We start from the raw sequence: 22,965 nt of genomic DNA on the forward strand, positions 1-22,965 counted from the left end.
GTTCCGGGCCGCAGCAAAAAAGCCGGAACGAACACGATTCCATATCGACCGAATCTTTCATTCAAGTTTAAGTGCCCGCCCAAGTTCGAGCAATCACAATGACATTCTTATCCCCCGGCGGCCGCATGGGTTTGGCCTATGCGGCAATCTTCGTGACCTTCGGCGTTCACTTGCCGTTCTATCCGGTTCTCTTGAACCACCGCGGCTTGTCCGATACCGAGATCGCGCTGGTGATCGGCATCCCGACATTGTTCCGGGTCGCGACCGCGCCGATGCTCGGCATCGCCAGCGACCGGGTCCGCGACCGGCGCCTCGCCGTGCTCGCCTATGCGGTCGCCGCCCTGTTGGCCTTCGCCTTCTTTCCGGTCGCCATCGGCTTCTGGACCATCCTGGCGGTGATGATCGTGACCGCCGTCGCCTGGAACGGCGTGCTGCCCGGTGCCGAGGCGATCGCCGTCGGGCTGGTCCGCCGGGACGGTGCCGACTACGGCCGCATGCGGCTGTGGGGCTCGGTCTCGTTCATCGCCGCGACCTTGATATCCGGCCTGATCGTCGCCCGCACCGACGCGGGCATGATCTTCTGGCTGCTCGCCGCCGCCTTTGCCCTGCAGGTGATCGCCGTCGCCGCGATGCCTCCGGTCGAGACGGCGGCGGCGGCGGAAGGCCGGCCGGCGGTGCGCTTCGCCGATCTCTTCGGCCACGGCGCCCTGATTGCGGTCATGATCGGCACCGCCTGCATCCATGCCTCCCATGCCATGCACAACAGCTTCGCCTCGCTCGCCTGGACCGCGCAGGGCATGAGCGAGGCGACCATCGGGGTGGTCTGGATCGTCGGCGTGATCGCCGAGATCACGCTGTTCGCCGCCGCCGGCCGGATCGTGGCGCGGGTCAACCCGGTCACCTTGATCGCCTTCGGCGGCCTGGTCGCGGCGGCGCGCTGGCTGATCTATCCGAGCCTCGCATCGCCGGGCGCCTGGGGCGCGGTGCAGGCGATGCACGCCTTCTCGTATGGCGCGGTGCATATCGGCACCATGGCCTACCTGACCCGCGCCGCCCTGCCGGGTCTGGCCGGCTCCGCGCAGAGCCTGCTCGTCACCTTCAACGGGCTGTTCATGGCGTTGGCGACCTTCGCGTCCGGCGCCCTCTACAAGACCTACGGCCTGGACGGCTTCCCCGCCATGGCGCTGGTCGCCATGGCGGGCGTCGTCATCGTGACCCTATTCGCGCGGCGGCCTCAGCCCCAGAGCGCGGGCTCGGGCGGATAGACGGTCGAGCCGTCATAGGTCAGGCCGGGAGCGCGGTCGCGGGCGAGCAGCAGCGGGCCGTCGAGATCGACGAAGTCGGCGCGCTGGGCGGCCAGGATCGCCGGCGCCATGGCGAGCGAGGTGCCGACCATGCAGCCGACCATCACGGCGAGGCCGGCCCGCTCGGCCGCCGCGACGATCTCCAGGGCCGTGGTCAGGCCGCCGGCTTTGTCGAGCTTGATGTTGACGGCGTCGTAGCGGTCCCGGAGCGCGGCGAGGTCGCCGCTGCCGTGCAGGCTTTCGTCGGCGCAGACCGGCACCCGGCGCGCGATGCCGGCGAGCGCGCCGTCGCGGCCGGCCGGCAGGGGCTGCTCGATCAGCCGGACCCCGGCGGCTTCCGCCGCCGCGAGGTTGTCGGCAAGGTTCTCGGGCGTCCAGCCCTCGTTGGCGTCGACGATCAGCATCGCGTCGGGTGCACCGGCACGCACCGCGCGGATGCGCTCGGGATCGCCGTCGCCGCCGAGCTTGACCTTGAGGAGCGGCCGGTGTGCGGCCGCGCGGGCGGCCTCCGCCATGCTGTCCGGCGTGCCGAGGCTCAGCGTATAGGCGGTGACCAACGGTTTCAGCGCGTCGAGCCCGGCCGCCCGGAAGGCCGGGACGCCGCTGCGCTTGGCCGCCAGATCCCAGAAGGCGCAATCGACGGCATTGCGCGCCGCGCCGGCCGGCATGGCGCCCGCGAGGTCGGGGTGACCGATCCGTCCGGCGGCGATCTCCGGGCCGACCGCCTCGATCGCGGCGACCACGTCCTCGACGGTCTCGCCGTAGCGGGCATAGGGCACGCATTCGCCGCGTCCGGTCGCGCCGTCGATGGTCAGCGTCGCGGTCACGACGACCGCTTCGGTGCGGCTGCCGCGCGAGATGGTGAAGCTGCCGGCGATCGGGAAGCGCTCGACGGCGACGCTCAGATGGGGTCCGGTCATCGCGGCCAGTGCCTTTCGATCTCGTCGACGATCGGTTCCAGTCCGAAGCGGATCGGGTCGCTGGCCGGCAATCCGTGCGCGTCGGCCGCCGCCGCGATGGTGCGCGCGGCGTCGACATCGTTGAGATGCTCTGTGTTGATCGCGATGCCGACGCAGCGGATCGCCGGGTTGGTCAGCCGGCCACAGCGGACGGTCAGGTCGATCACGTCGGCGATGCTCGGCAGCGGATGCTGGACGCCGCGCATGCGCGTCCGGGTCGGTTCGTGGCAGACCACGAAGGCGTCGGGCTGCGCGCCATGCAGGAGGCCGAGCGACACCCCGGCGAAGGAGGGATGGAACAGCGAGCCCTGGCCCTCGACCAGGTCCCAGTGGTCCGGATCGGCCGCCGGCGCGATCCATTCGACCGCCCCGGAGATGAAATCCGCCACCACCGCATCGATCGCGACGCCGCGGCCGGAAATGAACACGCCGGTCTGCCCGGTCGCCCGGAAATCGGCCGCATAGCCGCGCGCCCGCATCGCCTTTTCGAGCGCCAGGGCGGTGTATTTCTTGCCGACCGAGCAATCCGTGCCCACCGTCAGCAGTCTGAGGCCCGGGCGCTTCGTGCCCTTGCCGGTCGGGAAGCGCTCGCTGGTGTGGCGCACGTCGTGCAGCTTGCGCCCGGTCCGCTCCGCCGCGGCCCGGATTTCCGGATCGTCGGCGAGCCGCATATGCAGGCCGCTGGCCACGTCCAGTCCGGCATGCAGCGCCTCGACGATCGGCACCACCCAGTGATCCGGAAGGACGCCGCCGGCATTGACGGCGCCGACCACCATGGTCCGCACGCCCGCCGCGGCGGCTTCGGCGATGGTCATGTCGGGCAGTTTCGCGTCGGCCGCGCATCCGGGCAGGCGGAGCTGGCCGAGACACCATTCCGGCCGCCAGTCGACGATGCCGAGCGCGGTCTTGGCGGCGAGCGCGTCGGGCACGTCGCCGAGGAAGAGCAGGTAGGGATGGGCGATTTCCATGACGACCTCGGACAGACAGGCAGCTTCGGCAGGCGATCGCAGGCGCGGGGCGCGCGGTGTCGGCCGGCGGCGCGGCGGGAGCAGGGCCATGGCCGTGCGCCGCCGGCTGTAGCGCCGGGGCAGGGCCGGCCCTCCCGTCCCCCGCACTGTGCCGCGGTTCGGCCGGGCCCGGCAAGGCCGGTTGCATCCGGATGGGCCGACCGCGGCCAGGGCGGTCCAGCCGGTTGTGGACAGAGGGGAGCACAGCGGCGACCGCCGGCCGGCACGGCTGCGATGGGTCGGGCGTGCCCCGGCTCGTGGCGCCGTCGGATGGCCGGCCCGTCGGATGGCTGGGCGGTCGGCCCGTCGGATCGCCGGATCGCCGGGCGGTCGCCGGCAAAGAGAAACCCCGGGGTGCTGCCCCGGGGCTTCGGATGGTCTCGTCGATGCCGGCCGGGCGGCCTCAGTCGAGGCGGCCGGCGGCATGGGCCAGCATGGTGTAGACCTTGCCGGTATCGGAGGTCAGGTAGGAGCGGGACATGATGCCGTCGCCGTCCGTCTTGCCGACCTCGTCCAGGAGCCGTTCGAAATCGTCGCAGTACCGGTCGACCACGGACCGGAAGTCCAGGTCGCGGTGATACTTGCGACGGATCTCGTCGAAGGTCTGCTGGCCCTGCAGGGTATAGAGCCGGCGCGTGAAGACGCTCTTCTCGCCGGCGCGGTGACGATCCCACAGATCCAGGAAGGTGCGGTCGTCGATCGCACGGGCGATGTCGGAGGCGACCTGTCCGAGACCTTCCGCGCCCGATCCCGAGCCGGCGGCGCGCGGCGCAGACGGGGCTGGGGCCGACGGGGCCGGGGCTTCGGCGACCGGTTCCGGTGCGGCGGCGTCCTCCTCCTCGTCGCGCGAGGCGCGGCGCAGGAGATCGGCGACCCAGCCGCGCGACTGGCCGTCGCGGCTGCGCGGTTCCGGATCGGCCGGCGGCTGCGGGGCGGCGCGGCGCGCCTCGGGCAGCGGCGCGGCCGGCACCCGGCTCGGCTCGGCGCGCGGCGTCTCGATGCGCGCCACCGGTTCCGGCCGGATCGGTTCGACGGCGGGGGTCTCGACGCGGGCAGCCGGCTCGACCGCGCGGACCGGCTCGGGCCGGGCCGTCTCGATCCTGGCCGTCTCGATCCGGCGCGGTTCCGCGTCCCGGTAGACCGCAGGCCGTTCGACCACCATGGCGGCCGAGGCGGACGCGGCGCCACTGCCGCGGCGCGGCGGTTCGGCGGCCGGGACGGTGACATCGAAGGCGGCGGCCTGACGGCTGGCGAGGTTGGTCAGCTCGTTCAGCGCCTTCAGCTGCTCGGTGACGACGCGGCGCAGCGCGGCGGTCGATTCCTCGGTCTCCTTGGGCAGTTCGAACACGCCGCGGCGCAGCTCTTCGCGCGTCTTGTCGAGTTCGCCCTGCATCATCCGCGCCGCGTCGCGCATCTTCTCCGCCGCCTCGCCGAAGCGGGCGGTGGTGTCCGACACGGTCCGCGACAGGTCCGCCACCATGGCGTCCTGGATCGACTTCAAGGTCGAGGAGGCCTTGTTGCCTTCCTGATCGGCGGTCGTCCGCAGGGTCTCCAGCTGGCCGAGCACGGAGCGGATCGCGCCCTCGGTCGAGCCGGTCAGCGAGGCACCGACATCGCGGGCGCGCGCTTCGGCGGCCGCGAGGCTCTGGCTGATCGTGCCGGCGAAGGCGCGGACCAGCTCGTCGATGGTCTTGGTCTTCTCGGCCAGCGCCTCGTTCATGGCCTCCAGCGTCTGCTGGCGCTGCTCGATCGAGCGGACCAGCCGGTCGTTGGCGCCGCCGACCTCGGCACCGGCATCGTGCAGGCGGCCCGCGGTCTGGTCGAACTTCGAGGTCAGGTCGACCACGTCCTTCAGCACGCCGGCCGAAACCTCGCGCAGGGTGCCGACTTCGCGGGCGATGGTGGCGGTCGCCACCTGGGTGTCGGAGACGGCCTGCTCCAGGGCGCTCTTCACTTCGCCGCTCTGGCGGTCGAGATTCTGCTCGATCTCGCGCAGGCTTTCCCCGGTCCGGCTCATCACCGACTGCAGCACCATGTTCGACTGCGTCAGCCGCTCCATGATCTCGCCCATCTCGGTGCGCAGGCGATCGGAGGCTTCGGAGACCATCCGGGAGGCTTCGACGCCCTGGACCGCGAAGGTCTCGGCCACGTCGCGGCCCTTGCGTTCGAGCGCGTCGAGCAGCAGGTCGCCGGCATGGCCGATCTTGTCGGCGAGATTGGCCGAACGGCTGTCGAGGCCCTTGTAGAGCTGGTCCTGCGCGCCCTGCAGCTTGCCGAAGATGTCGGCCGAGCGGCTGTCGAGCACCTCCGCGATGCCGTCGCGGGCCTGGGTGGTGTGGGCGACCAGTTCGCCCTGCCGGGTCTCCAGCGTGCGTTCGAGCTGGTCGTGCGCAGCCGCGAGACTGGCCACCAGGTCCGATGCCCGCTCCTCGACCAGCGAGGCCATTTCGGCCTGCCGGGTCTCCAGCGTGCTGGCGAACATGTCGTGGGTATTCGCCAGCCGGCCGATCAACGCATCGGTCCGGCTCTCGACCAGGATGCCGAGCTCGCTGCGGCGGCTTTCCAGTTCGCCGGCGAGGCGGTCATGGGCGGCGGCGAGGCCGGCCAGGAGGCCGCTGGCGCGTTCGTCGAGCGCCGAGGTCAGGGCCGTCTGGCGCTGTTCCAGCGTCCCGGCGAGCAGGTCGTGGGTCGCCGCGAGGCCGGCCAGGAGCCCGCCGGCCTGATCGGAGACCAGGTCGGCGATCTCGCCGCGGCGCGCCTCGAGCACGGTGGCCAGGCGTTCATGCGTGGTCGCCAGAGCGGAGATCAGGCCGCTGGCGCGCTCGTCGATTGCGGCGGTCATGGACGACTTGCGCTGATCGAGCGACTGCGCCAGCCGGTCGTGGGTCGCCTCGAGGCCCGAGAGCAGGCCGCCGGCATGGCCGGACACCAGATCGGCGATCTCGCTGCGGCGGACTTCGAGGATGCCGGCGAGCCGGTCGTGAGCGCTCGCCAGACCGTCGATCAGGCTGTTGGCGCGCGCCTCGATCTCGCCGGCCATGGCCGAGCGGCGCTGATCGAGCGAGCGGGCGAGCATGTCCTGGGTCGCGGCGAGGCTGGACAGCAGGCCCGCGGCCTGGGTTTCGACCAGACCGGCAATGTCGCCCTGCCGGGCTTCGAGCGTGCGGGCGAGCGCATCGTGGGCCGTCGACAGACCGGCGATCAGGCCGCTGGTCCGTTCGTCGAGCACCGAGGCGATGTCGTTCTGACGCGCCTCCAGGGTCCGCGCCAGCATGTCGTGGGCGGCCGTGATGCTCGAAATCAGGCCGTTGGTGCGCCCGTCGAGGACGGTCACGATGTCCTGATGGCGCCGGTCGAGCGTGCGGTCGAACACGTCGTGGGCGGTCGCCAGCGTCGAGGCCAGGTCTTCGGTCCGGGCCTCGACGGTCGAAACGATCGACTTCTCGGCGCTGGCGAAGCGTTCGGCGAGCTCGGTCGCCCGGAGATCGAGCGTCTCGATCAGATGGCCGCCGCGGCCTTCCAGAAGGGCGGAGATCTCGGTCGTGCACTTCTCGAGATCGACCACCACCGCGGAGGTGCGCGAGATGACCGACTGTTCCAGGCGGGCGGCGACCTCCTCGGTGGTCGCCACCATGGTCCGGCGCGCCTCCTCGGACTTGATCAGCATGCCCTCGGTCGCCTCTCCGACCGAACGCAGCACGATCTGGCGGGCCTTCTCGGTTTCCTGGCCGAGCGTGCTGCCGATCGCCGACATGCGCTCCTGCAGCAGCCGGTCGAAGAAGCCGGCCCGCTCGCCGAGGGTTTCGGTCATCTCGGTCACGCGCATACCGAGGGTCGCGTTGAGGGTGGAAACCTGATCGCTGATCTGGTCGCCGACCTCCTTGGCGCGGCCGACCAGCGAGGTCGAGAGTTCCGCCACGCGGCTGTCGAACACGGTGGAGATGGCGGTGTGACCTTCGACGAAGGTGCGGGCGATATCGCGCGCCCGGTCCATCAAGGTCTCGCTGATCTGGCGGGCGCGGGTGTCGAGCGCCTCTTCGATCTTCTCGGTGCGGGTGCGGACCGTGTCGTTGAACGCATCGGTGCGCTCGGCGAAGGTCGCCGCCACGCGGTCGACGCGGGCCGCGACGGTCTGCTCGAAGGAGACGGCGCGCTCCTGGAGGATCAGGCCGACCTCGTCCGCCTTGCGGTCGAGCGACGTGCCGAAATGGGCCAGCTTGCCGTCGAGGGCCGCCGACAGGCTGGAGGTGCGGCTCTCGATCGTCTCGGCCAGCTCGTCGGTGCGGCTCTGCAGCGCATCGACCAGGGCGACGGTCTTGCGGGTGAGGGTCTCGTCGACGAGACCGAGGCGACGCTCGAGCAGGTCGCGCATCTGTTCGGAGCGCTGGCCGAGCGTCTCGACCACCTGCACGGCGCGCACGCCGACGATCTCGTCGATGGCGGCGATGCGCTCGGACAGGCCGGTGGTGATCTCCTGGCCCTGGCTGGCGAGCCGGCCGAGGAAGTCGCCGCCGGTCGCGTTCATACGGTCGGTGACGAGATCGCCCTGGGCGGCGACGAGGCGGGCGACTTCCGAGCCGGCCTTGGCCAGGCGTTCGGCCAGTTCGCCGGTGCGGGTGGAGATGTCGCCCGAGACCACGTCCAGGCTAGCATGCAGGCGGTCGCGGAAGTCCGCGGCGCGCGAGCCGATGATCTGGTCCAGGGTGCGCCCGGCCGAGACCACGGCATCCTCCAGTTCGGCACCGCGCATGACGATGGATTCGCGGATGCGGTCGCTGGTGGCGTCGAGCCGGTCGGCGAGCACGTCGCCATTGGTCAGGATGGTGGTGTTCAGCCGGCCGATCGCATCGTCCAGCGCGCGGTTCAGGTCGCCGCCGCGGATCGCGATGATCTCGGCGATCTGCATGCCGGCCGTGTCGAGCCGTTCGGTGATCTCCGAGCCGCGCAGGCTGAGATCGACCACCAGCGACTGGCCCGTGCCCTTCAGGGCCTCGTTGACCTCGCTGCCGCGCGACACGATCGCCTCGACGATCTTGGTGCCGGTGGCGTTGATGGTGTCCGACACCTCGCGCGAGTGGCCGACGAAGAGCTGGTTGAGATCCTCGGTGGCGCGCGACAGCGTATCGGACACTTCCGTGCCGCGGGTCGCGATCATCGAGACGATCTCGTTGCCGGTCCGCGACAGGGTCTGGTCGATCACCGAGGCGTGCGACAGCAGGCCCTCGTTGACCTCCTGGCCGCGGGTCAGGATCGTGTCGGTGATCAGCGTGCCGGTCGAGGCCAGCGTCTCGGTCAGGTTCGTGCCGGTCTGCGTCAGGGTTCCGATCAGGCCTTCGCCGGTCGCCGAGAGCGTTCCGATCAGGTTGTCGCCGGTCGAGGCGAGCGTCCGGGTCAGATCGCTGCCGGTCCGCGCCAGCGTGTTGGTCAGGTCGGTACCGGTGCGCGACAGCGAGTGGTTCAGCGACGTGCCGGTCTCGGTCAGCGATCCGATCAGCGTGTCGCCGGTGCGGTTCAGCGTGTCGTTGAGGGCGGTCGAGCGCTCGGTCAGCGTGTCGATCAGCGTATCGCCGGTGCGGCTCAGCGTATCGTTGAGGGTGGTCGAGCGCTCGGTCAGGGTGTCGATCAGCGTGTCGCCGGTGCGGCTCAGCGTGTCGTTGAGGGTGGTCGAACGCTCGGTCAGGGTGTCGATCAGCGTATCGCCGGTGCGGCTCAGCGTGTCGTTGAGGGTCGTCGTGCGCTCGGTCAGGGTCGCGATCAGCGTCCCGCCGGTGTGGCTCAGGGTGTCGTTGAGGGTGGTCGAGCGCTCGGTCAGCGTGGCCAGCAGATGGCTGCCGGTGCTGCTCAAGGCCTCGGTCAGGGACGAGCCGGTCTCGGTCAGCGAGCTGATCAGCGTGTCGCCGGTCCGGTTCAGCGTGTCGTTGAGCGTGGTCGAGCGCTCGGTCAGCGTGTCGATCAGCGAGAAGCCGGTGCGCTGGAAGGTGTCGTTCAGCTCGCCCGAACGATCCGTCAGGGTCCCGATCAGGGTGGCGCCGGTCGACGACAGGGCCTCGCTCACCGAGGCGGAGCGCTCGAGCATGGACTCGATCAGCTGGTCGGCGGCCGCCGACAGCGAATCGGTGATGAAGCGGCTGCGGTCGGCGAGCGATTCGACGACCGTGTCGCCGGTGCGGGCCAGGCTCTCGGTGACGGCGATGCTGCGCTCGCTCAGGGTGTCGATCAGATTGGCGGCGGTCGAGGACAGAATCTGGGCGACCGAATCCGCCCGCTCGGTGATCGTGTCGATCAGCGAGGCGCCGGTATAGGACAGATTGTCGGTGACCGAACGGCTGCGCTCGGTCAGGGTGTCGATCAGCGTATCGCCGGTGCGGCTGAGCGTTTCGTTGAGATGGGTCGAACGTTCGGTCAGCGTCTCGATCAGCGTGTCGCCGGTACGGCTGAGCGTCTCGTTGAGATGGGTCGAGCGCGAGGTCAGCGTGTCGATCAGCGTGCCGCCGGTCGACGACAGGGCCTCGGTGACCGCCTGACTGCGTTCGGTCAGCGTCTCGATCAGGGTCGCGCCGGTGCGGCTGAGCGTCTCGTTGAGCGCGCTCGACCGCTCGGTCAGCGTCTCGATGAGGGTCGAACCGGTGATCGAGATGTTGTCGACGACGGCGCGGCTGCGGTCGTTTAGGGTGTCGATCAGGGTCGACCCGGTATCGCGCAGCGTCTCGTTGACGACCGTGGAGCGCTCGGTCAGCGTCTCGATCAGGGTCGTGCCGGTGGTCTGGAACTGGTCGGTGAAGAAGCCGCTGCGCTCGTTCAGCGTGTCGATCATCGTCGCGCCGGTCTGCGCCAGGCGGTCGATGACCGAGGCGCCGGTGCGCTCCAGGGTCTCGTTCACGCTGGTCGAGCGTTCCGTCAGGGTGTCGATCAGCGCCGTGCCGGTGGTCGCGAAGGCATCGGTGACGTAGCTGGCGCGGTCGGTCACCGTCTCGACCAGGGTCGAGGTGGTGCGGTGCAGCGCCTCGGTGACCATGTCGGTCCGGCTCGACAGGGTCTGGACCACGTCGGTGCTCATCCGGCCGACCGATTCGGTCAGGTCCGCGCTCTGGCGCGAGAAGGTCTCGACCAGTTCGTTGCCGGTGCGGGTCAGCTTGTCGGAGATGTCGCTGCCCTTCATCGACAGCGTGTCGGCGACGATCTGGCCGGCCGTGACGATCCGATCGGCAACTTCCTCGCCGACATTGGCGAACTGATCGGTGACCTCGCGGGTGGTCACGACCAGACGGTCGACGACCTGGGTGCCGCGGTTGGCGATCGAATTGATCAGGTTCTCGGACGAGACGTCGATCCGGGTCGCGATCTCGACGCCGCGCTCCATCAGGGTCGAGCTGAGATGGCCGGTCGCATCCGAGACGGCGTCGGTGACGCGCGAATGGATCTGGGCCAGATCGGCGGCCAGCGTCTCGTGGGCGCCGACCATCACGGCCCGCACCCGCTCCGCATTGTTGGTGATCGCCTCGCGCTGGTTGACCAGTTCCTCGATCAGGCTGCGGATCTTGAGCTCGTTCTCGCCATAGGCCCGTTCGAGCGAGGAGACCTCGTTGTGGACGAGGACTTCCAGCTCGCTCGCCCGCGCCACGGCCCGGTCGAGACCGTCGCCGACCGCCGCCATCTCGCGACGGATGGCCTGGCCGAGCGAAACCAGCGAATCCTTGGCGAGCGCTTCCGGCTCGGCCAGCCGCAGCGCCACTTCGGTCATGGTGCGGGATGCGATGCGCATTTCCTGGCCGCGGCGGGCGACCACGGCGAAGACCCAGAAGGCGATCACCGGCAGGAGGGTGGCGGCGAGCGACCACAGCATTTCCGGCAGCGTCGCGGTGCGCAGGAAGCCGCCGAAGGTGGTCATGATCAGCACGGTGACCAGGCCGAGCCAGACGATCGAGGCGATCAGCGCGATCCACAGCGGCGTCTGCGAGGGCTTCTGGCCGAAGCGGTGGATCAGGTTGCCGACCGACTGGCGGTCGTCATTGGCCGGCGGCCGCGGGGAGGGACGGGTCTCGGACGTGCGCGCCTCGGACGGGCGCGGGGCGTCCGCAGTCCGGACCGGTTCGGCGGCGGGAGACGGAGCGGCGGCATGGGCCGCCGGCGCCGTGGCGGCGGCGGACGGCATCCGGGTCGCGGCGGTGCGCTCGGCGGCGGCCGGGGCGGGCGGCGGCGCCTCGACGATCGCGGTCAGTTCCTCTTCCGGCGGCAGCGAATCGAGCGGAGAGCGCGCGCCGGTCGGGCGCGTGACCATGCGCTTGGTGACGGTGGGCGGCTTGCGTTCGGGGCGGGGTGGCGCGGAGGACGCCGTGGGCGGGGTTTCGATCGGCGTCGAGGCGGCGGGAGGCGAATCCTCCGGGCCGCCGAAATCCAGCTTCAGGGCTTCCTCGACGGCCGAAAGGGCAGCCTCGGCAGGATCCATCTGCTTGTTTTGATTGGTCGCCATCGTGATCTACTGCCTCGCGTCCGTACTCGGTACCCTCAGTCGGCCGCTGCCTCCATGGCCTTGGAAGCTGACGACCGATCCCGCGTCGCTTCATGCACGACGTCGGTTTCACCGGACAAGGCTTTGAAGATACGGGGGATACCCCGAATCTCAAGCCTCCTCGTAAGTTGCCGCACCTTGATGGTAATATGTCATTAACGAAGTTGGAACCATTGGCGGGGGTTTTCCCTCATCATCGTTAACGGGGGCGGCCATGCCCAGGGGCGACCGGATTGATCCATTGCATTCCTTGAAAAAGCAGAAAGATCGCGGCCGCGTGGGGACCGCGGCGGCCGAGGGAAAACCGGGCGCGAAGGCTCCGGCGGCGCCCGGCCGGCCCAGTCCGAGCCAGCGGCGCTACCTGGAGCAGGGGCTCGGGCAGCCGGGCGGCAAGCTGCCGCTGTTCGATTCCGACGGGCAGGAGTTCCCGCACCGCACCATCCGCGCCTGCCTGGAAAAGGGCTGGGCAGAGCCGTGGTTCGACAATCCGACGAAACCGGACTGGGTGGTGGCGCGGCTGACCGCGGCCGGCCGGCGCGCGCTCGGCGGCAAGGCGGAGCGCTGAGCCGGCCGGCGGCCTCCACCTTTCTTTTACCGTAATGCGCGATCGCCTTCTTTCGGCAGCGGAATTTACGTCTCCTTGGCCTCTCCGGCGCTTCTCTCGTCGACGATCGGCGAAAGGACGGGCCATGCGAGACGGAGGCGATGTCGACTGCGAGGCGGTGCGTCGGGATGCCGCTCGCCCGCTCGGCGGCGACGGCCGGCCGCTGGACTTCGCCCATCTCGACCGGATGACCTTCGGCAGCCGCGACCTGCAGCACGAGGTGCTCGGCATGTTCCTGGCGCAGTCCCAGGCGCTGCTGGATCGCATCCGGTCGTCGGCGGATGGCGACAGCGGCCGCCGGGCGGCCCACACCCTGAAGGGATCGGCCCGCGGCATCGGCGCCTTCCGCGTCGCCCGGCTCGCCGAGGCGGTCGAAATGGCCGAGCGGGTCCCCGGCGACGCCGCGCATCTCTTCGGCGAACTGACCGCGGCGGTCGAGGCGGTCGACCGGGTGATCCGCCAGGAGCTGGGGAATCGGGCCTAATCGGCCACAGTGCCCTCGCGCCGTCTTGACCTTCCCGCGTGAGCCTTTATCTCGGGCGCTGCCCTTCCCCTGCCTCCCGAGCCCGAGACCCCGATGCCCAAGATCACCTTCATTTCCGCAGCCGGCGCCGAGCAGACCGTGGAGGCCGAGATCGGCTCCACCGTGATGGAGAACGCGATCCGCAACATGGTGCCCGGCATCGAGGCGGAATGCGGCGGCGCCTGCGCCTGCGCGACCTGCCACGTCTATGTCGACGAGGCCTGGTATGCCAAGGTCGGCGCGCCGGAGCCGATGGAAGAGGACATGCTGGACTTCGCCTACGACGTCCGCCCGACCTCCCGGCTGTCCTGCCAGATCAAGGTGACCGCAGCGCTCGACGGCCTCGTCGTCCGGACGCCCGAACGCCAGGCCTGACCCGGCCGGATCGCGGGCACGGCCGAGGCGCCGGCCCCGATCCGGGCGTCACGGCGGGCGATTGCACGCCATTGCAAGTCATTGCAAGCCATTGCGCGGCAATCCGGTGCGCGGCGTCGCCGCGAAGGGCGTTCGTTGTGTGCGCCGGGCCGTGCCGCCGGTCCGCTCACTTGTGCGGCCGTCGGGGCGGTCGTCGTCGCCCCGCAGTCCTCCGCTCTGGCCCGCGCGGCCGAACCATCCTATAGGTCGGGTCCCAACCCGGCGGCGCGGCCGCCATCGCCCGGTCACATGCGCATGTCCGAAACCATCGCCCCCGACGTGATCACCGCCGATGTGATCACCACCGATGTCCTCGTCATCGGAGCCGGCCCGGTCGGCATCTTCGCGGTCTTCGAACTCGGCCTCCTCGACATGCGCTGCCACCTGGTCGACATCCTGGACCGGCCCGGCGGGCAATGCGCCGAGCTCTATCCGGAGAAGCCGATCTACGACATCCCCGGCTACCCGGTCGTCGGCGCCCAGGAGCTGGTCGAGAAGCTGATGGAGCAGGCGCGGCCGTTCAGCCCGGTGTTCCACTATTCGCAGATGGTCGAGACGGTGGCGCGGCTGCCGGAGGGCGGCTTCGCGGTGACCACCGATCTCGGCACCCTGTTCCACGCCAAGGTGGTGGTGATCGCGGCCGGCGGCGGCTCGTTCCAGCCCAAGCGCCCGCCGGTGCCGGGGATCGAGGCCTATGAGGGGACCTCGGTCTTCTACGCGGTGCGCCGGATGGAGGCCTTCCGCGACCAGGACGTGCTGATCGTCGGCGGCGGCGATTCCGCGCTCGACTGGACGCTCAACCTGCAGCCGATCGCCCGGCGGGTGACGCTGATGCACCGCCGCGACGAGTTCCGCGCCGCCCCGCATTCGGTCGAGCAGATGCGCCACCTGGTCGCCGAGGGCAGGCTCGACCTGGTGCTCGGCCAGGTCACCGGTCTTTCCGGCGCCGACGGTCACCTGTCCGGCGTCCATGTCAAGCTCAATGACGGGAGCGCACGGACGATCCAGGCGACCCGCATGCTGCCCTTCTTCGGCCTGACCATGAAGCTCGGGCCGATCGCCGACTGGGGCTTGAATCTGCACGAGAATCTGATCCCGGTCGACACCGAGAAGTTCGAGACGTCGGAACCCGGCATCTTCGCGGTCGGCGACATCAACACCTATCCGGGCAAGCTCAAGCTGATCCTGTCCGGCTTCCACGAGGTCGCGCTGATGGCGCAGGCGGCCAAGCGCATCGTCGCGCCCGGCCAGCGGATCGTGTTCCAGTACACGACCAGCTCGACCAGCCTGCAGAAGAAGCTCGGCGTCTCGTGACCCGGGCGCTGGCGAAGGCGAAGGCGCTGGCGGAGGCAGGCCGATGACGGACGCGCCCGCAGACCCGGTCGCCGGGGACGCCGCAGACGCCGCGGCCGGCCCGTTTCCGCGCTTCCCGCGCAAGGGGCGGTCCTATCTGAAGGTGCTCGCCGAGGTTCACCGCCGCCGGAAGCCGCAGCGCTATTTCGAGATCGGGGTCAATCTCGGCGCCAGCATGGCCTGCTTCGGGTGCGATTCCGTCGGCGTCGACCCGCAGATGGGCCGGGTCGCCAACGACTTCACACGCGGCAAGTCGCGCGTCTTTCTGTTTCAGATGACCAGCGACGACTTCTTCGCCAGCGAAGATCTGTTCCGCTACCTGCCCGGTGGCTACGATGTCGCCTTTCTGGACGGGATGCACCAGTACGAGTATCTGCTGCGCGACTTCATCAATACGGAACGCTATGCCCATCCGGGCAGCATCGTCTTTCTGCACGACTGCATCCCGATCAATGCCGAAATGACCGAGCGCCGGCCCCATCCGGCGGCACGGCGCGATCCCGTCTATCGATCGGCCTGGACCGGCGACGTCTGGAAACTGGTCCCGATCCTGCAGCGGTATCGACCGGATCTGACCATGACGGTGCTCGACAGCGCACCGACCGGCCTGGTCGCCCTGACCGGCCTGGACCCGACCTCGCGCCGGCTCGGCGACCACTATGCCCAGATCGTCAAGGCCTTCGACGCCGTCGACCTGACCGACGATGCGCTTGCCGGCTATATCGAGAGCCTCGGCGTCGTCGATCCCGATGTCTTTCTGGCCGGCCTCGAGCCCCTGGCCGACCGACCTGTGCCGTAACGGCAGCACCGTGTGACGGAATGGCACTGCTGCAGTGCAGCATCTCGACAATGCATGCAGCGATCCCTACTGATGGCGTTCGAAGCCCGCAGTCCGTGGTTTTGCGGAGGGTCCGTTTCATCGGTGCGGCATCGTAGGAGATTGGCATGAAGGGATTGCTTTTCGCAGCCGTGGTCGCAGCCGGCCTCGCCCCGTCCGTCACCCGGGCCGACGAGGGCGCCGATTTCATCGCCAAGCTGTCGGGCTCCTGGACCGGCTCGGGCAGCATCACCGCATCCGGCGGCGAGGCGCCGGCCGCCACCACCTGCCGTCTGCAGGGCGCCCCCGCGGGCGCGTCGATCACGGTCACGGGCAAGTGCGACGGCGCCGCCAAGGGGGCCAATCTGGCCGTGCAACTGACCTGGAGCGGCGACCAGAAGACCTTCGTCGGCACCTTCCAGGGCGGCGCCGAGGCCGGCACGGCCTCCCTGTCCGGGCGGCTGTCCGGCAACAGCCTGGTGATGCAGGTCACGTCGCAGAACGGCGCGGTCAGCACGCTCACCCTGACCGTCAGCGGCGCAAACCGCCTCTCGCTGGCGGTTTCCGGCAAGGATTCCAAATCCGGCAAGCCGGTCCAATACGTCTCCCTCGGCCTCGCCAAGGGCTGACCCGGCACCCCGACCGCCGCCTTGGGGCGTTGACGGACGATCGACCCCCTCATCCGCCCTTCGGGCACCTTGTAACTTGGACACCGCAACCAATGATATATCATTGGTTGCGGTGTCGGGCGGCAGACCGATGCACCTTGGGGCGTTAAAGCCCGTGGAGAAGCAAGGGTCGCCGCCCGTCGGTCCATCGAACCCGAACAGTCGCTTGGGCCGCTCGAAGCGAAGCCCGTTTGCGCAAGGATGGGACAGGATGGACGCTCTCAATATCGGTATCGATGTCTCCAAGGACGCCTTGGACGTGGCCGCCAACGGCCCGGCCTTCGCGCCCTTCCGCGTCGCCCGCACCGCGGACGGTCTGGCGGACCTGATCGAGCGCGTGAAACCGCTCGGCGCCGCGCGCATCGCCGTCGAGGCGACCGGCGGCTTCGAGACCGTGGTGGCGGCCAGCCTGGCCGCCGCCGGTCTGCCGGTCGTGGTGGTCAATCCGGCCCAGGTCCGGGCCTTCGCCCAGGCCATGGGCAAGCGGATGAAGACCGACCCGATCGATGCCTTCGTGATCGCCCGCTTCGCCGAGGCGACACGACCGGAAATCCGCCCGTTGCCCGACGCCGAGCTCCAGGCGCTGGCCGACCTGGTCGCCCGACGCCGGCAGATCGTCGCCATGATCGGTGCCGAGAGCCAGCGGCTGAAGCGGGCCTCCCCGCGCACGGCCAGGAGCATCGAGCGCCTGCTCGAGGCGCTCAAGCGGGAGCTCGCCGACATCGACCAGGAGATCGGCGGTGCCGTCCGCCGCACGCCCGCCTGGCTCGAAAAGGCCGAACTCCTCAAGTCCGTCCCCGGCATCGGCGACCAGATCGCCAGGACCCTGCTGGCCGAAATGCCCGAACTCGGCGACCTCGACCGCCGCCAGATCGCCGCTCTCGCCGGCCTCGCCCCCTGGACCCGCCAGTCGGGCCAGTGGCGCGGCAGGAGCTTCATCGGCGGCGGACGGGAAGCCATCCGAAAGGCCCTCTTCATGGGCGCCCAGGTCGCCGCCCAGCACAATCCCATCCTCAAAGCCTTCCGCGACCGACTGGTCGCGGCCGGAAAGCCCAAGATGGTCGCCATCATCGCCGTCGCCCGAAAACTCCTCACCATCCTCAACGCCATCATCCGGGAAAAACAACCATGGCGCGCAGAAGCCGCTTGACAGCCAAGACAGTCGCTTCTCCCCCCTTGGGGTGGAGAAGGGGGTAACGCGTTGTGGGATTGGGGAAACCGACGCGCGCGATGAGGGATTGCCGACATCAACCCGACCGATCTCCCGGCTCCTTCCCCTTCGCCCCCTGCCAAGGGGGAGAAGGTGCCCGAAGGGCGGATGAGGGGGCCTGGATGCCGCGGCGTGGCGCAGGTCTCGCGGTTCGCGTCGGCAAGGCCCGCAGCCGGACCGCGGCCTTGGGGCGTTGACGGACGATCGACCCCCTCATCCGCCCTTCGGGCACCTTCTCCCCCCTTGGGGGGGCGAAGGGGATAACGCGTTGCGGGATCGGGGAAATCGGCGCGCGCGGTGCGTCGGCTCCTTCCCCTTCGCTCCGGGTCAAGGGGAGAAGGGGATAACGCGTTGCGGGATTGGGGAAATCGGCGCGCGCGGTGCGTCGGCTCCTTTCCCTTCGGCCCGTGCCAAGGGGAGAAGGGGATAGCGCGTTGAAGAGTCTGTGAAATCGGCGGCGTTGATCTTCCGGCTCTTGCCCCTTCGCCTCCGCGTTGGGAGGGCTGGACGCAGGATGGGGCGCTAATGAAAACCAAAATCGCGGGGGCCGAAACGGCAACGGCGCCCCCGGGGAGGGGCGCCGCTCGGAAAGGCAAGGGCGTCGACCGGGTGGTCGGCGCGATCGGGTCACTTCATGCCGCGGATGGCTTCCTCGGCCTTGTCGACCAGATCCTTGGCGACGGTCTGGCTGGCTGAATAGGCGCGGTTGAACAGCGAGACGGTCGGGCCGGACTTCGGCAGCAGCTTCTCGCGCGGCATGCCCTTGACCAGCTTGATCAGGTCTTCCTTGTTGGTGCGCTGGTTGGTGCCGGCCGGCAGCACGTCGGCCGGCTGGGTGATCAGCATGATCGGCGTGGCGATGGTGGTCACCTCGACGGCGTTCTTGATGAAGCCGGCCTCGGTCACCGGGCGGGTCTCGATCACGTAGACATTCTGGCCGTTGACCTGCTGGTTGACCAGCGCGCGGGCGACGACCGGGATGAAGTGGCCCTTCTTCTCGACCACGGTCTTGAAGTTGGCATTGGCCGGATCGGGCAGCTGGACGAAAAGCGCGATCGTGTTGTCGGAGGCGAGCGCCATCTCGATCGCCTTGGAGGCCGATTCGGCATAGGTGATCTGGGCCGCCTCGATGCGGGTGAAGACGTTCGGCAGCACCTTCTTCATATTCTCGAAGGTCTGCGCGGCGCCCGAGCCCTGCGGCGGCAGCACCAGCTTGACGCGGGTGATGATGCGCACCACGTCGCCGAACTGGGTCAGGTTCTTGGAGACGAAATAGACGCCCTCATTGGCGAGGTCGGCGCGAATCGTATGGAGCTTCTTGGCCGCATCCGGATTGGCGGCCGCCCAGTTGGCGAAGGCGTCGGTCTGCACCATGGCGATGCCGTCCTGGTCGGCCAGAACCTTCTCGATATTGTCGAGCGAACCCTTGGTCTCGACGCAGTTCGGCGTGAAGCCTTCGTTGCGCAGGCCATCCAGCATGGCCGGGCAGAGCGTGCCGAAATAGGCGCCGGCCTTGCCGCCCGAATAGATGTTCTGCGCCGCGCTCGCGCCGGCTCCGGCGATCGCGATCAGCGCGGCCACGGCGATGGTCTTCAGCATCTGCATGAATGTCTCCTGCCCATTGGCGAAAAGGAATGTCGCCCCCTGCGTCCGCAGCCTCCCGCCGCGACCCGCCCGCGCGCGGGACTGTCCCCGCAAACTCGGTCGGATTCATGACCAAGCAGAATGGGCTTCGGGCAAAATCCTGTCGATGGCAATGGCGAAAGTCGAACACGGGCAAGGGCGATCGGGTATGATCGCGCCATGAAGTTCCCGCCCAACATTCTTGACGAAATCCGCGCCCGGCTGCCCGTCTCCGCCGTGGTCGGCCGGCGCGTGCGGCTGAAGAAGCAGGGCCGGGAATATGCCGGCCTGTCGCCGTTCAATCCGGAGAAGACGCCGAGCTTCTTCGTCAACGACCACAAGGGCTTCTATCACTGCTTCTCGTCCGGCAAGCATGGCGACGTGTTCCGCTTCCTGATGGAGACGGAGGGCTTGAGCTTCCCCGAGGCGGTCGAGCGGCTGGCGGCGGAGGCCGGGGTACCGCTGCCCAAGCCCGACCAGCGCGAGGTGGTGCGCGAGCGCCAGCGCGCCAGCCTCGCCGACGTGGTCGAATTGGCCTGCCAGTTCTTCCAGGAGACCTTCCGCCTCTCGGCCGGCGCGACCGCGCGGGGCTATGCCGAGCGGCGCGGGCTGCGGCCGGAGACCATCCGCGAATTCCGCATCGGCGCGGCGCCGGCCGAGCGCGACGCCCTGAAGCGGCACCTGATCGGCCGCGGCGTCGACGAGCGCTCGATGATCGATGCCGGGCTTCTGATCGAGCCCGACGACGGCCGGCCGAGCTACGACCGGTTCCGCAACCGCCTGATCATCCCGATCCAGGACGAGCGCGGCCGGGTGGTCGCCTTCGGCGGTCGCGCGCTCGGACCCGACGACAAGCCGAAATACCTGAACTCGCCGGAGACCGAGCTCTTCCACAAGGGGCTGATGCTGTTCAACGGCCATCGCGCCCGCGCGGCGGCCCATGAGAGCGGCCAGATCGTGGTGGTGGAGGGCTATCTCGACGCCATCGCGGTGGTGCAGGCCGGCATCGGCTCGGTGGTGGCGACGCTCGGCACGGCCTTCACGGAGGAGCAGATCCAGCGCATGTGGCGCTTCGCGCCCGAGCCGGTCGTCTGCTTCGACGGCGACCGCGCCGGCATCAGCGCCGCCCATCGCGCGATCGACCGCATCCTGCCGCATCTGAAGAGCGGCTTCTCGTTCAATTTCTGCTTCCTGCCCGACGGCAAGGACCCGGACGAACTGATCGCCGGCGGCGGCCGCGAGGCCTTCCTCGCCGAGATCCAGCGCGCCGTGCCGCTGGCCGAGGTGCTGTGGGAGCGGGAGACCGCCGGCGCGACCATCGACACGCCGGAACGCAAGGCGGCGCTCGAAAAGCGGCTCGAAGACCTGACCGCGGAGATCCGCGATCCGCGCGTCCAGAAGGGCTACCGGCTGCGCTACCGCCTGCGGCTCTCCAACCTGTTCTGGCAATCCGAGCGGCGCGACCGCAATGCCGCGCCGAAAGGGGCGCCGGCGCCGGCCTTGCACCAGGACGGCGAACTGGCCGGCGTCGAGCGGATCGTGCTCGGCCTGTCGATCGAGTATCCGGACATCTTCGAGGGCGCGCTCGACCGCATGATCGATCTCGATTTCGGCATCGAGCCGCACGAGGCGTTCAAGCGCGAATTGACCCGGATCGCGACCGATTGCGACGACAAGTCGGTGGCGCAGTTCTATTCGGAGATGGACCAGCGCTTCTTCTTCCTCATGAAGGAGATCCACGGCGAGGACGAGATCGAGCCCGACGGCCGCGTCGTCACCCATCGCGGCCACCGCCTGCGCGAGCGCTTCCCGATCCTGAGGTTCCATCCGCCGGAGGATTACGTCGCCCGCTGCCTCTGGCACTTCCTCGACCGGATCGAACTGAAGGCGATGGAACGCGATCTCGACCGCGCCGTCGCCGAAGTCGGCCCGGACGCCGACGAGACGGTCGAAATCCGCATCCTGGAACTGTCGCGCGAGGTGGTCCGCCGGCGCGAGGAATTCGCCCATCGCGAACAGGAACTGGCCGAGGAGGCCAAACTGATCCGCGCCGCCTTCGGCGCCGACAAGGACACCGGTCCGGTCTTCGCGCCGGTGGGTATCAAGCGGTGAGGGCTACGATCGGGTTTGGGGAGTCCGATTGCGATCCCGGCTACGGAGCCGCGGGCGACCTTGCGGATGAGCGCCGCAGATTATTGTTTTCATTCACGATTTTGACGCCGAACTGACGCGAGTAGGCCCCGGATCGGCGGCCCTGACGGGCCTTGTCCGAGGATGCGCTGCGAGATTGGCGATCACCTCGGATTGTGCCGGCGGAAACTCGATTTCCCATCGCATTCCCGGCCGGAGCGCAGCGGAGAGCCGGGACCCACTCTGCCGACGAAGTGCAATAAAGCTATGTTTTCATTCGCGATCTTGACGCGGAACGGACGCGAGTAGGCCCCGGATCGGCGGCCCTGACGGGCCTTGTCCGGGGATGCGCTGCGAGATTGGCGATCATCTCGGGTTGTGGCGGCGGAAATTCGATCTCCCATCGCATTCGCGGCCGGAGCGATAGCGGAGAGCCGGCGGCCCACTCTGCAGGCGAAGTGCAATAAAGCTATGTTTTCATTGGTGATCTTGAGGCGGACACCATGCAGGCCGAGCCTGATAGGCCTGCTCCCGGGATGCGGTCGTGAGTGCGGGCCCGAACGGAGTGGCCGGTCGGGCGAGACGTGTCAACGCGCCGCTGATGCCGGTCCGTCCGCCCGCCCTTTGACCCCGCTGCCCGGTTCGGCATAGAAGAGCCTCCCGCCTCGTCCAGCCGGTGGACCCATGTCGCACAACAGTTTCGGCCATCTCTTCCGCGTCACCACCTGGGGCGAGAGCCATGGGCCGGCGCTCGGCTGCGTCGTCGACGGCTGTCCGCCGGGGCTGCCGCTGACCGCGGCCGACATCCAGGTCTGGCTCGACCGGCGCAAGCCCGGGCAGTCGCGCTTCGTCACGCAGCGGCGCGAGCCGGACGAGGTCGAGATCCTGTCGGGCGTGTTCGAGGACGAGCGCACCGGCGGCCAGCGCACCACCGGCACGCCGATCTCGCTGATGATCCGCAACGTCGACCAGCGCTCGAAAGACTATAACGACATCCGCGACAAGTTCCGGCCCGGCCACGCGGATTTCACCTATGACGCCAAATACGGCATCCGCGACTATCGCGGCGGCGGGCGGTCGTCGGCGCGCGAGACGGCGGCCCGGGTGGCGGCCGGCGGGGTCGCCCGCAAGGTGCTCGACGCGGCCGTGCCGGGCGGCGTGACGGTGCGCGGCGCGCTGGTGCAGATGGGGCCGCACAAGATCGATCGCGCCCGCTGGGACTGGGCCGAGGTCGATCGCAATCCCTTCTTCTGCCCCGATGCCGAGGCGGCGGCCCGCTTCGAGGCCTATCTGGACGGCATCCGCAAGGCCGGGTCCTCGGTCGGCGCGGTGCTCGAGATCGTCGCCGAGAATGTGCCGCCGGGCTGGGGCGCGCCGATCTACGGCAAGCTCGACCAGGACATCGCCGCCGCGCTGATGTCGATCAACGCCGTCAAGGGCGTCGAGATCGGCGCCGGCTTCGGCGCGGCCGAACTGACCGGCGAGGAGAATGCCGACGAGATCTATCTGAGGCAGGACGGCACGCCGGAATTCCGCTCCAACCAGTCGGGCGGCATCCTCGGCGGCATCTCGTCGGGCCAGCCGATCGTGGCGCGCTTCGCCGTCAAGCCGACATCCTCGATCCTGACCCCGCGCAAGACCATCGACAAGGCCGGCAACGCCACCGAGATCCTGACCAAGGGTCGCCACGACCCCTGCGTCGGCATTCGCGGCGTGCCGGTCGGCGAGGCCATGGTGGCGATCGTGCTGGCCGACCATTTCCTGCGCCATCGCGGCCAGACGGGACGGTGATCCCGACGGGCGCCGGGTCTGCGTCCGGCGGGCTTCAGTATTGCTGAAAGGTT

General features: G+C 69.3%; 14 protein-coding genes. 10 read left to right on the forward strand and 4 right to left on the reverse strand.

The genetic code is table 11. The features are described 5' to 3' along the window. Nucleotides 1-125: 125 nt before the first annotated feature. Nucleotides 126-1,265, forward strand: a complete 1,140-nt coding sequence (locus ABB55_RS23320) for an MFS transporter (RefSeq protein ID WP_054360958.1) — start codon at nt 126-128, stop codon at nt 1,263-1,265. On the opposite strand, the gene dgcA is transcribed toward ABB55_RS23320, so the two are convergent. From dgcA to ABB55_RS23335, 3 genes are all read right to left on the reverse strand, one after another. Then, nucleotides 1,235-2,224: an N-acetyl-D-Glu racemase DgcA gene (gene dgcA / locus ABB55_RS23325; protein ID WP_054360959.1), complete on the reverse strand. Its 990-nt coding sequence runs from the start codon at nt 2,222-2,224 to the stop codon at nt 1,235-1,237. The genes ABB55_RS23320 and dgcA overlap by 31 nt on opposite strands. Continuing rightward, entirely contained in the window at nt 2,221-3,231 is a 1,011-nt protein-coding gene (dgcN, locus tag ABB55_RS23330; protein WP_054360960.1) for an N-acetyltransferase DgcN, read from the reverse strand. Before dgcN ends, dgcA begins: the two co-directional genes overlap by 4 nt. 442 nt (nt 3,232-3,673) lie before the next feature. Further along, nucleotides 3,674-11,740, reverse strand: coding sequence for an apolipoprotein A-IV repeat region-like domain-containing protein (locus ABB55_RS23335; RefSeq protein WP_054360961.1), 8,067 nt, complete (start codon nt 11,738-11,740; stop codon nt 3,674-3,676). A 253-nt stretch (nt 11,741-11,993) separates the two neighbouring features. On the opposite strand from ABB55_RS23335, the gene ABB55_RS23340 reads away from it, so the two are divergent. The 7 genes from ABB55_RS23340 (at nt 11,994) to ABB55_RS23370 (ending at nt 17,308) form a co-directional block, all read left to right on the forward strand. Then, nucleotides 11,994-12,344 (forward strand): hypothetical protein, encoded by a 351-nt coding sequence (locus ABB55_RS23340; RefSeq protein ID WP_200912062.1) that lies wholly within the window; start codon nt 11,994-11,996, stop codon nt 12,342-12,344. A 124-nt stretch (nt 12,345-12,468) separates the two neighbouring features. Continuing rightward, nucleotides 12,469-12,867 carry an Hpt domain-containing protein gene (locus tag ABB55_RS23345; RefSeq protein WP_054360962.1) on the forward strand — a complete coding sequence of 133 codons (399 nt, stop codon included), beginning with the start codon at nt 12,469-12,471 and terminating at the stop codon, nt 12,865-12,867. Between the two features lie 93 nt (nt 12,868-12,960). Next, a complete protein-coding gene (locus tag ABB55_RS23350; protein WP_054360963.1) occupies nt 12,961-13,281 on the forward strand; it encodes a 2Fe-2S iron-sulfur cluster-binding protein in 321 nt (106 codons plus the stop codon). Between the two features lie 294 nt (nt 13,282-13,575). Further along, entirely contained in the window at nt 13,576-14,634 is a 1,059-nt protein-coding gene (locus ABB55_RS23355) for an NAD(P)/FAD-dependent oxidoreductase (RefSeq protein ID WP_054362255.1), read from the forward strand. A 43-nt stretch (nt 14,635-14,677) separates the two neighbouring features. After that, nucleotides 14,678-15,472, forward strand: a complete 795-nt coding sequence (locus tag ABB55_RS23360) for a class I SAM-dependent methyltransferase (protein ID WP_054360964.1) — start codon at nt 14,678-14,680, stop codon at nt 15,470-15,472. A gap of 146 nt (nt 15,473-15,618) precedes the next feature. Further along, entirely contained in the window at nt 15,619-16,119 is a 501-nt protein-coding gene (locus tag ABB55_RS23365; RefSeq protein ID WP_054360965.1) for a hypothetical protein, read from the forward strand. A gap of 250 nt (nt 16,120-16,369) precedes the next feature. After that, nucleotides 16,370-17,308, forward strand: coding sequence for an IS110 family RNA-guided transposase (locus tag ABB55_RS23370; protein WP_054360966.1), 939 nt, complete (start codon nt 16,370-16,372; stop codon nt 17,306-17,308). A gap of 687 nt (nt 17,309-17,995) precedes the next feature. On the opposite strand, the gene ABB55_RS23375 is transcribed toward ABB55_RS23370, so the two are convergent. Next, nucleotides 17,996-18,973 (reverse strand): TAXI family TRAP transporter solute-binding subunit, encoded by a 978-nt coding sequence (locus ABB55_RS23375; protein WP_054360967.1) that lies wholly within the window; start codon nt 18,971-18,973, stop codon nt 17,996-17,998. Between the two features lie 198 nt (nt 18,974-19,171). On the opposite strand from ABB55_RS23375, the gene dnaG reads away from it, so the two are divergent. Together dnaG and aroC are read left to right on the forward strand one after the other, a co-directional pair. Then, nucleotides 19,172-21,103 carry a DNA primase gene (gene dnaG / locus ABB55_RS23380; RefSeq protein WP_054360968.1) on the forward strand — a complete coding sequence of 644 codons (1,932 nt, stop codon included), beginning with the start codon at nt 19,172-19,174 and terminating at the stop codon, nt 21,101-21,103. A gap of 702 nt (nt 21,104-21,805) precedes the next feature. Next, nucleotides 21,806-22,912 carry a chorismate synthase gene (aroC, locus tag ABB55_RS23385; RefSeq protein WP_054360969.1) on the forward strand — a complete coding sequence of 369 codons (1,107 nt, stop codon included), beginning with the start codon at nt 21,806-21,808 and terminating at the stop codon, nt 22,910-22,912. Nucleotides 22,913-22,965 lie beyond the last annotated feature (53 nt).

It is taken from the genome of Prosthecodimorpha hirschii, from assembly GCF_001305515.1.
GTDB classification, from domain to species: domain Bacteria; phylum Pseudomonadota; class Alphaproteobacteria; order Rhizobiales; family Ancalomicrobiaceae; genus Prosthecodimorpha; species Prosthecodimorpha hirschii.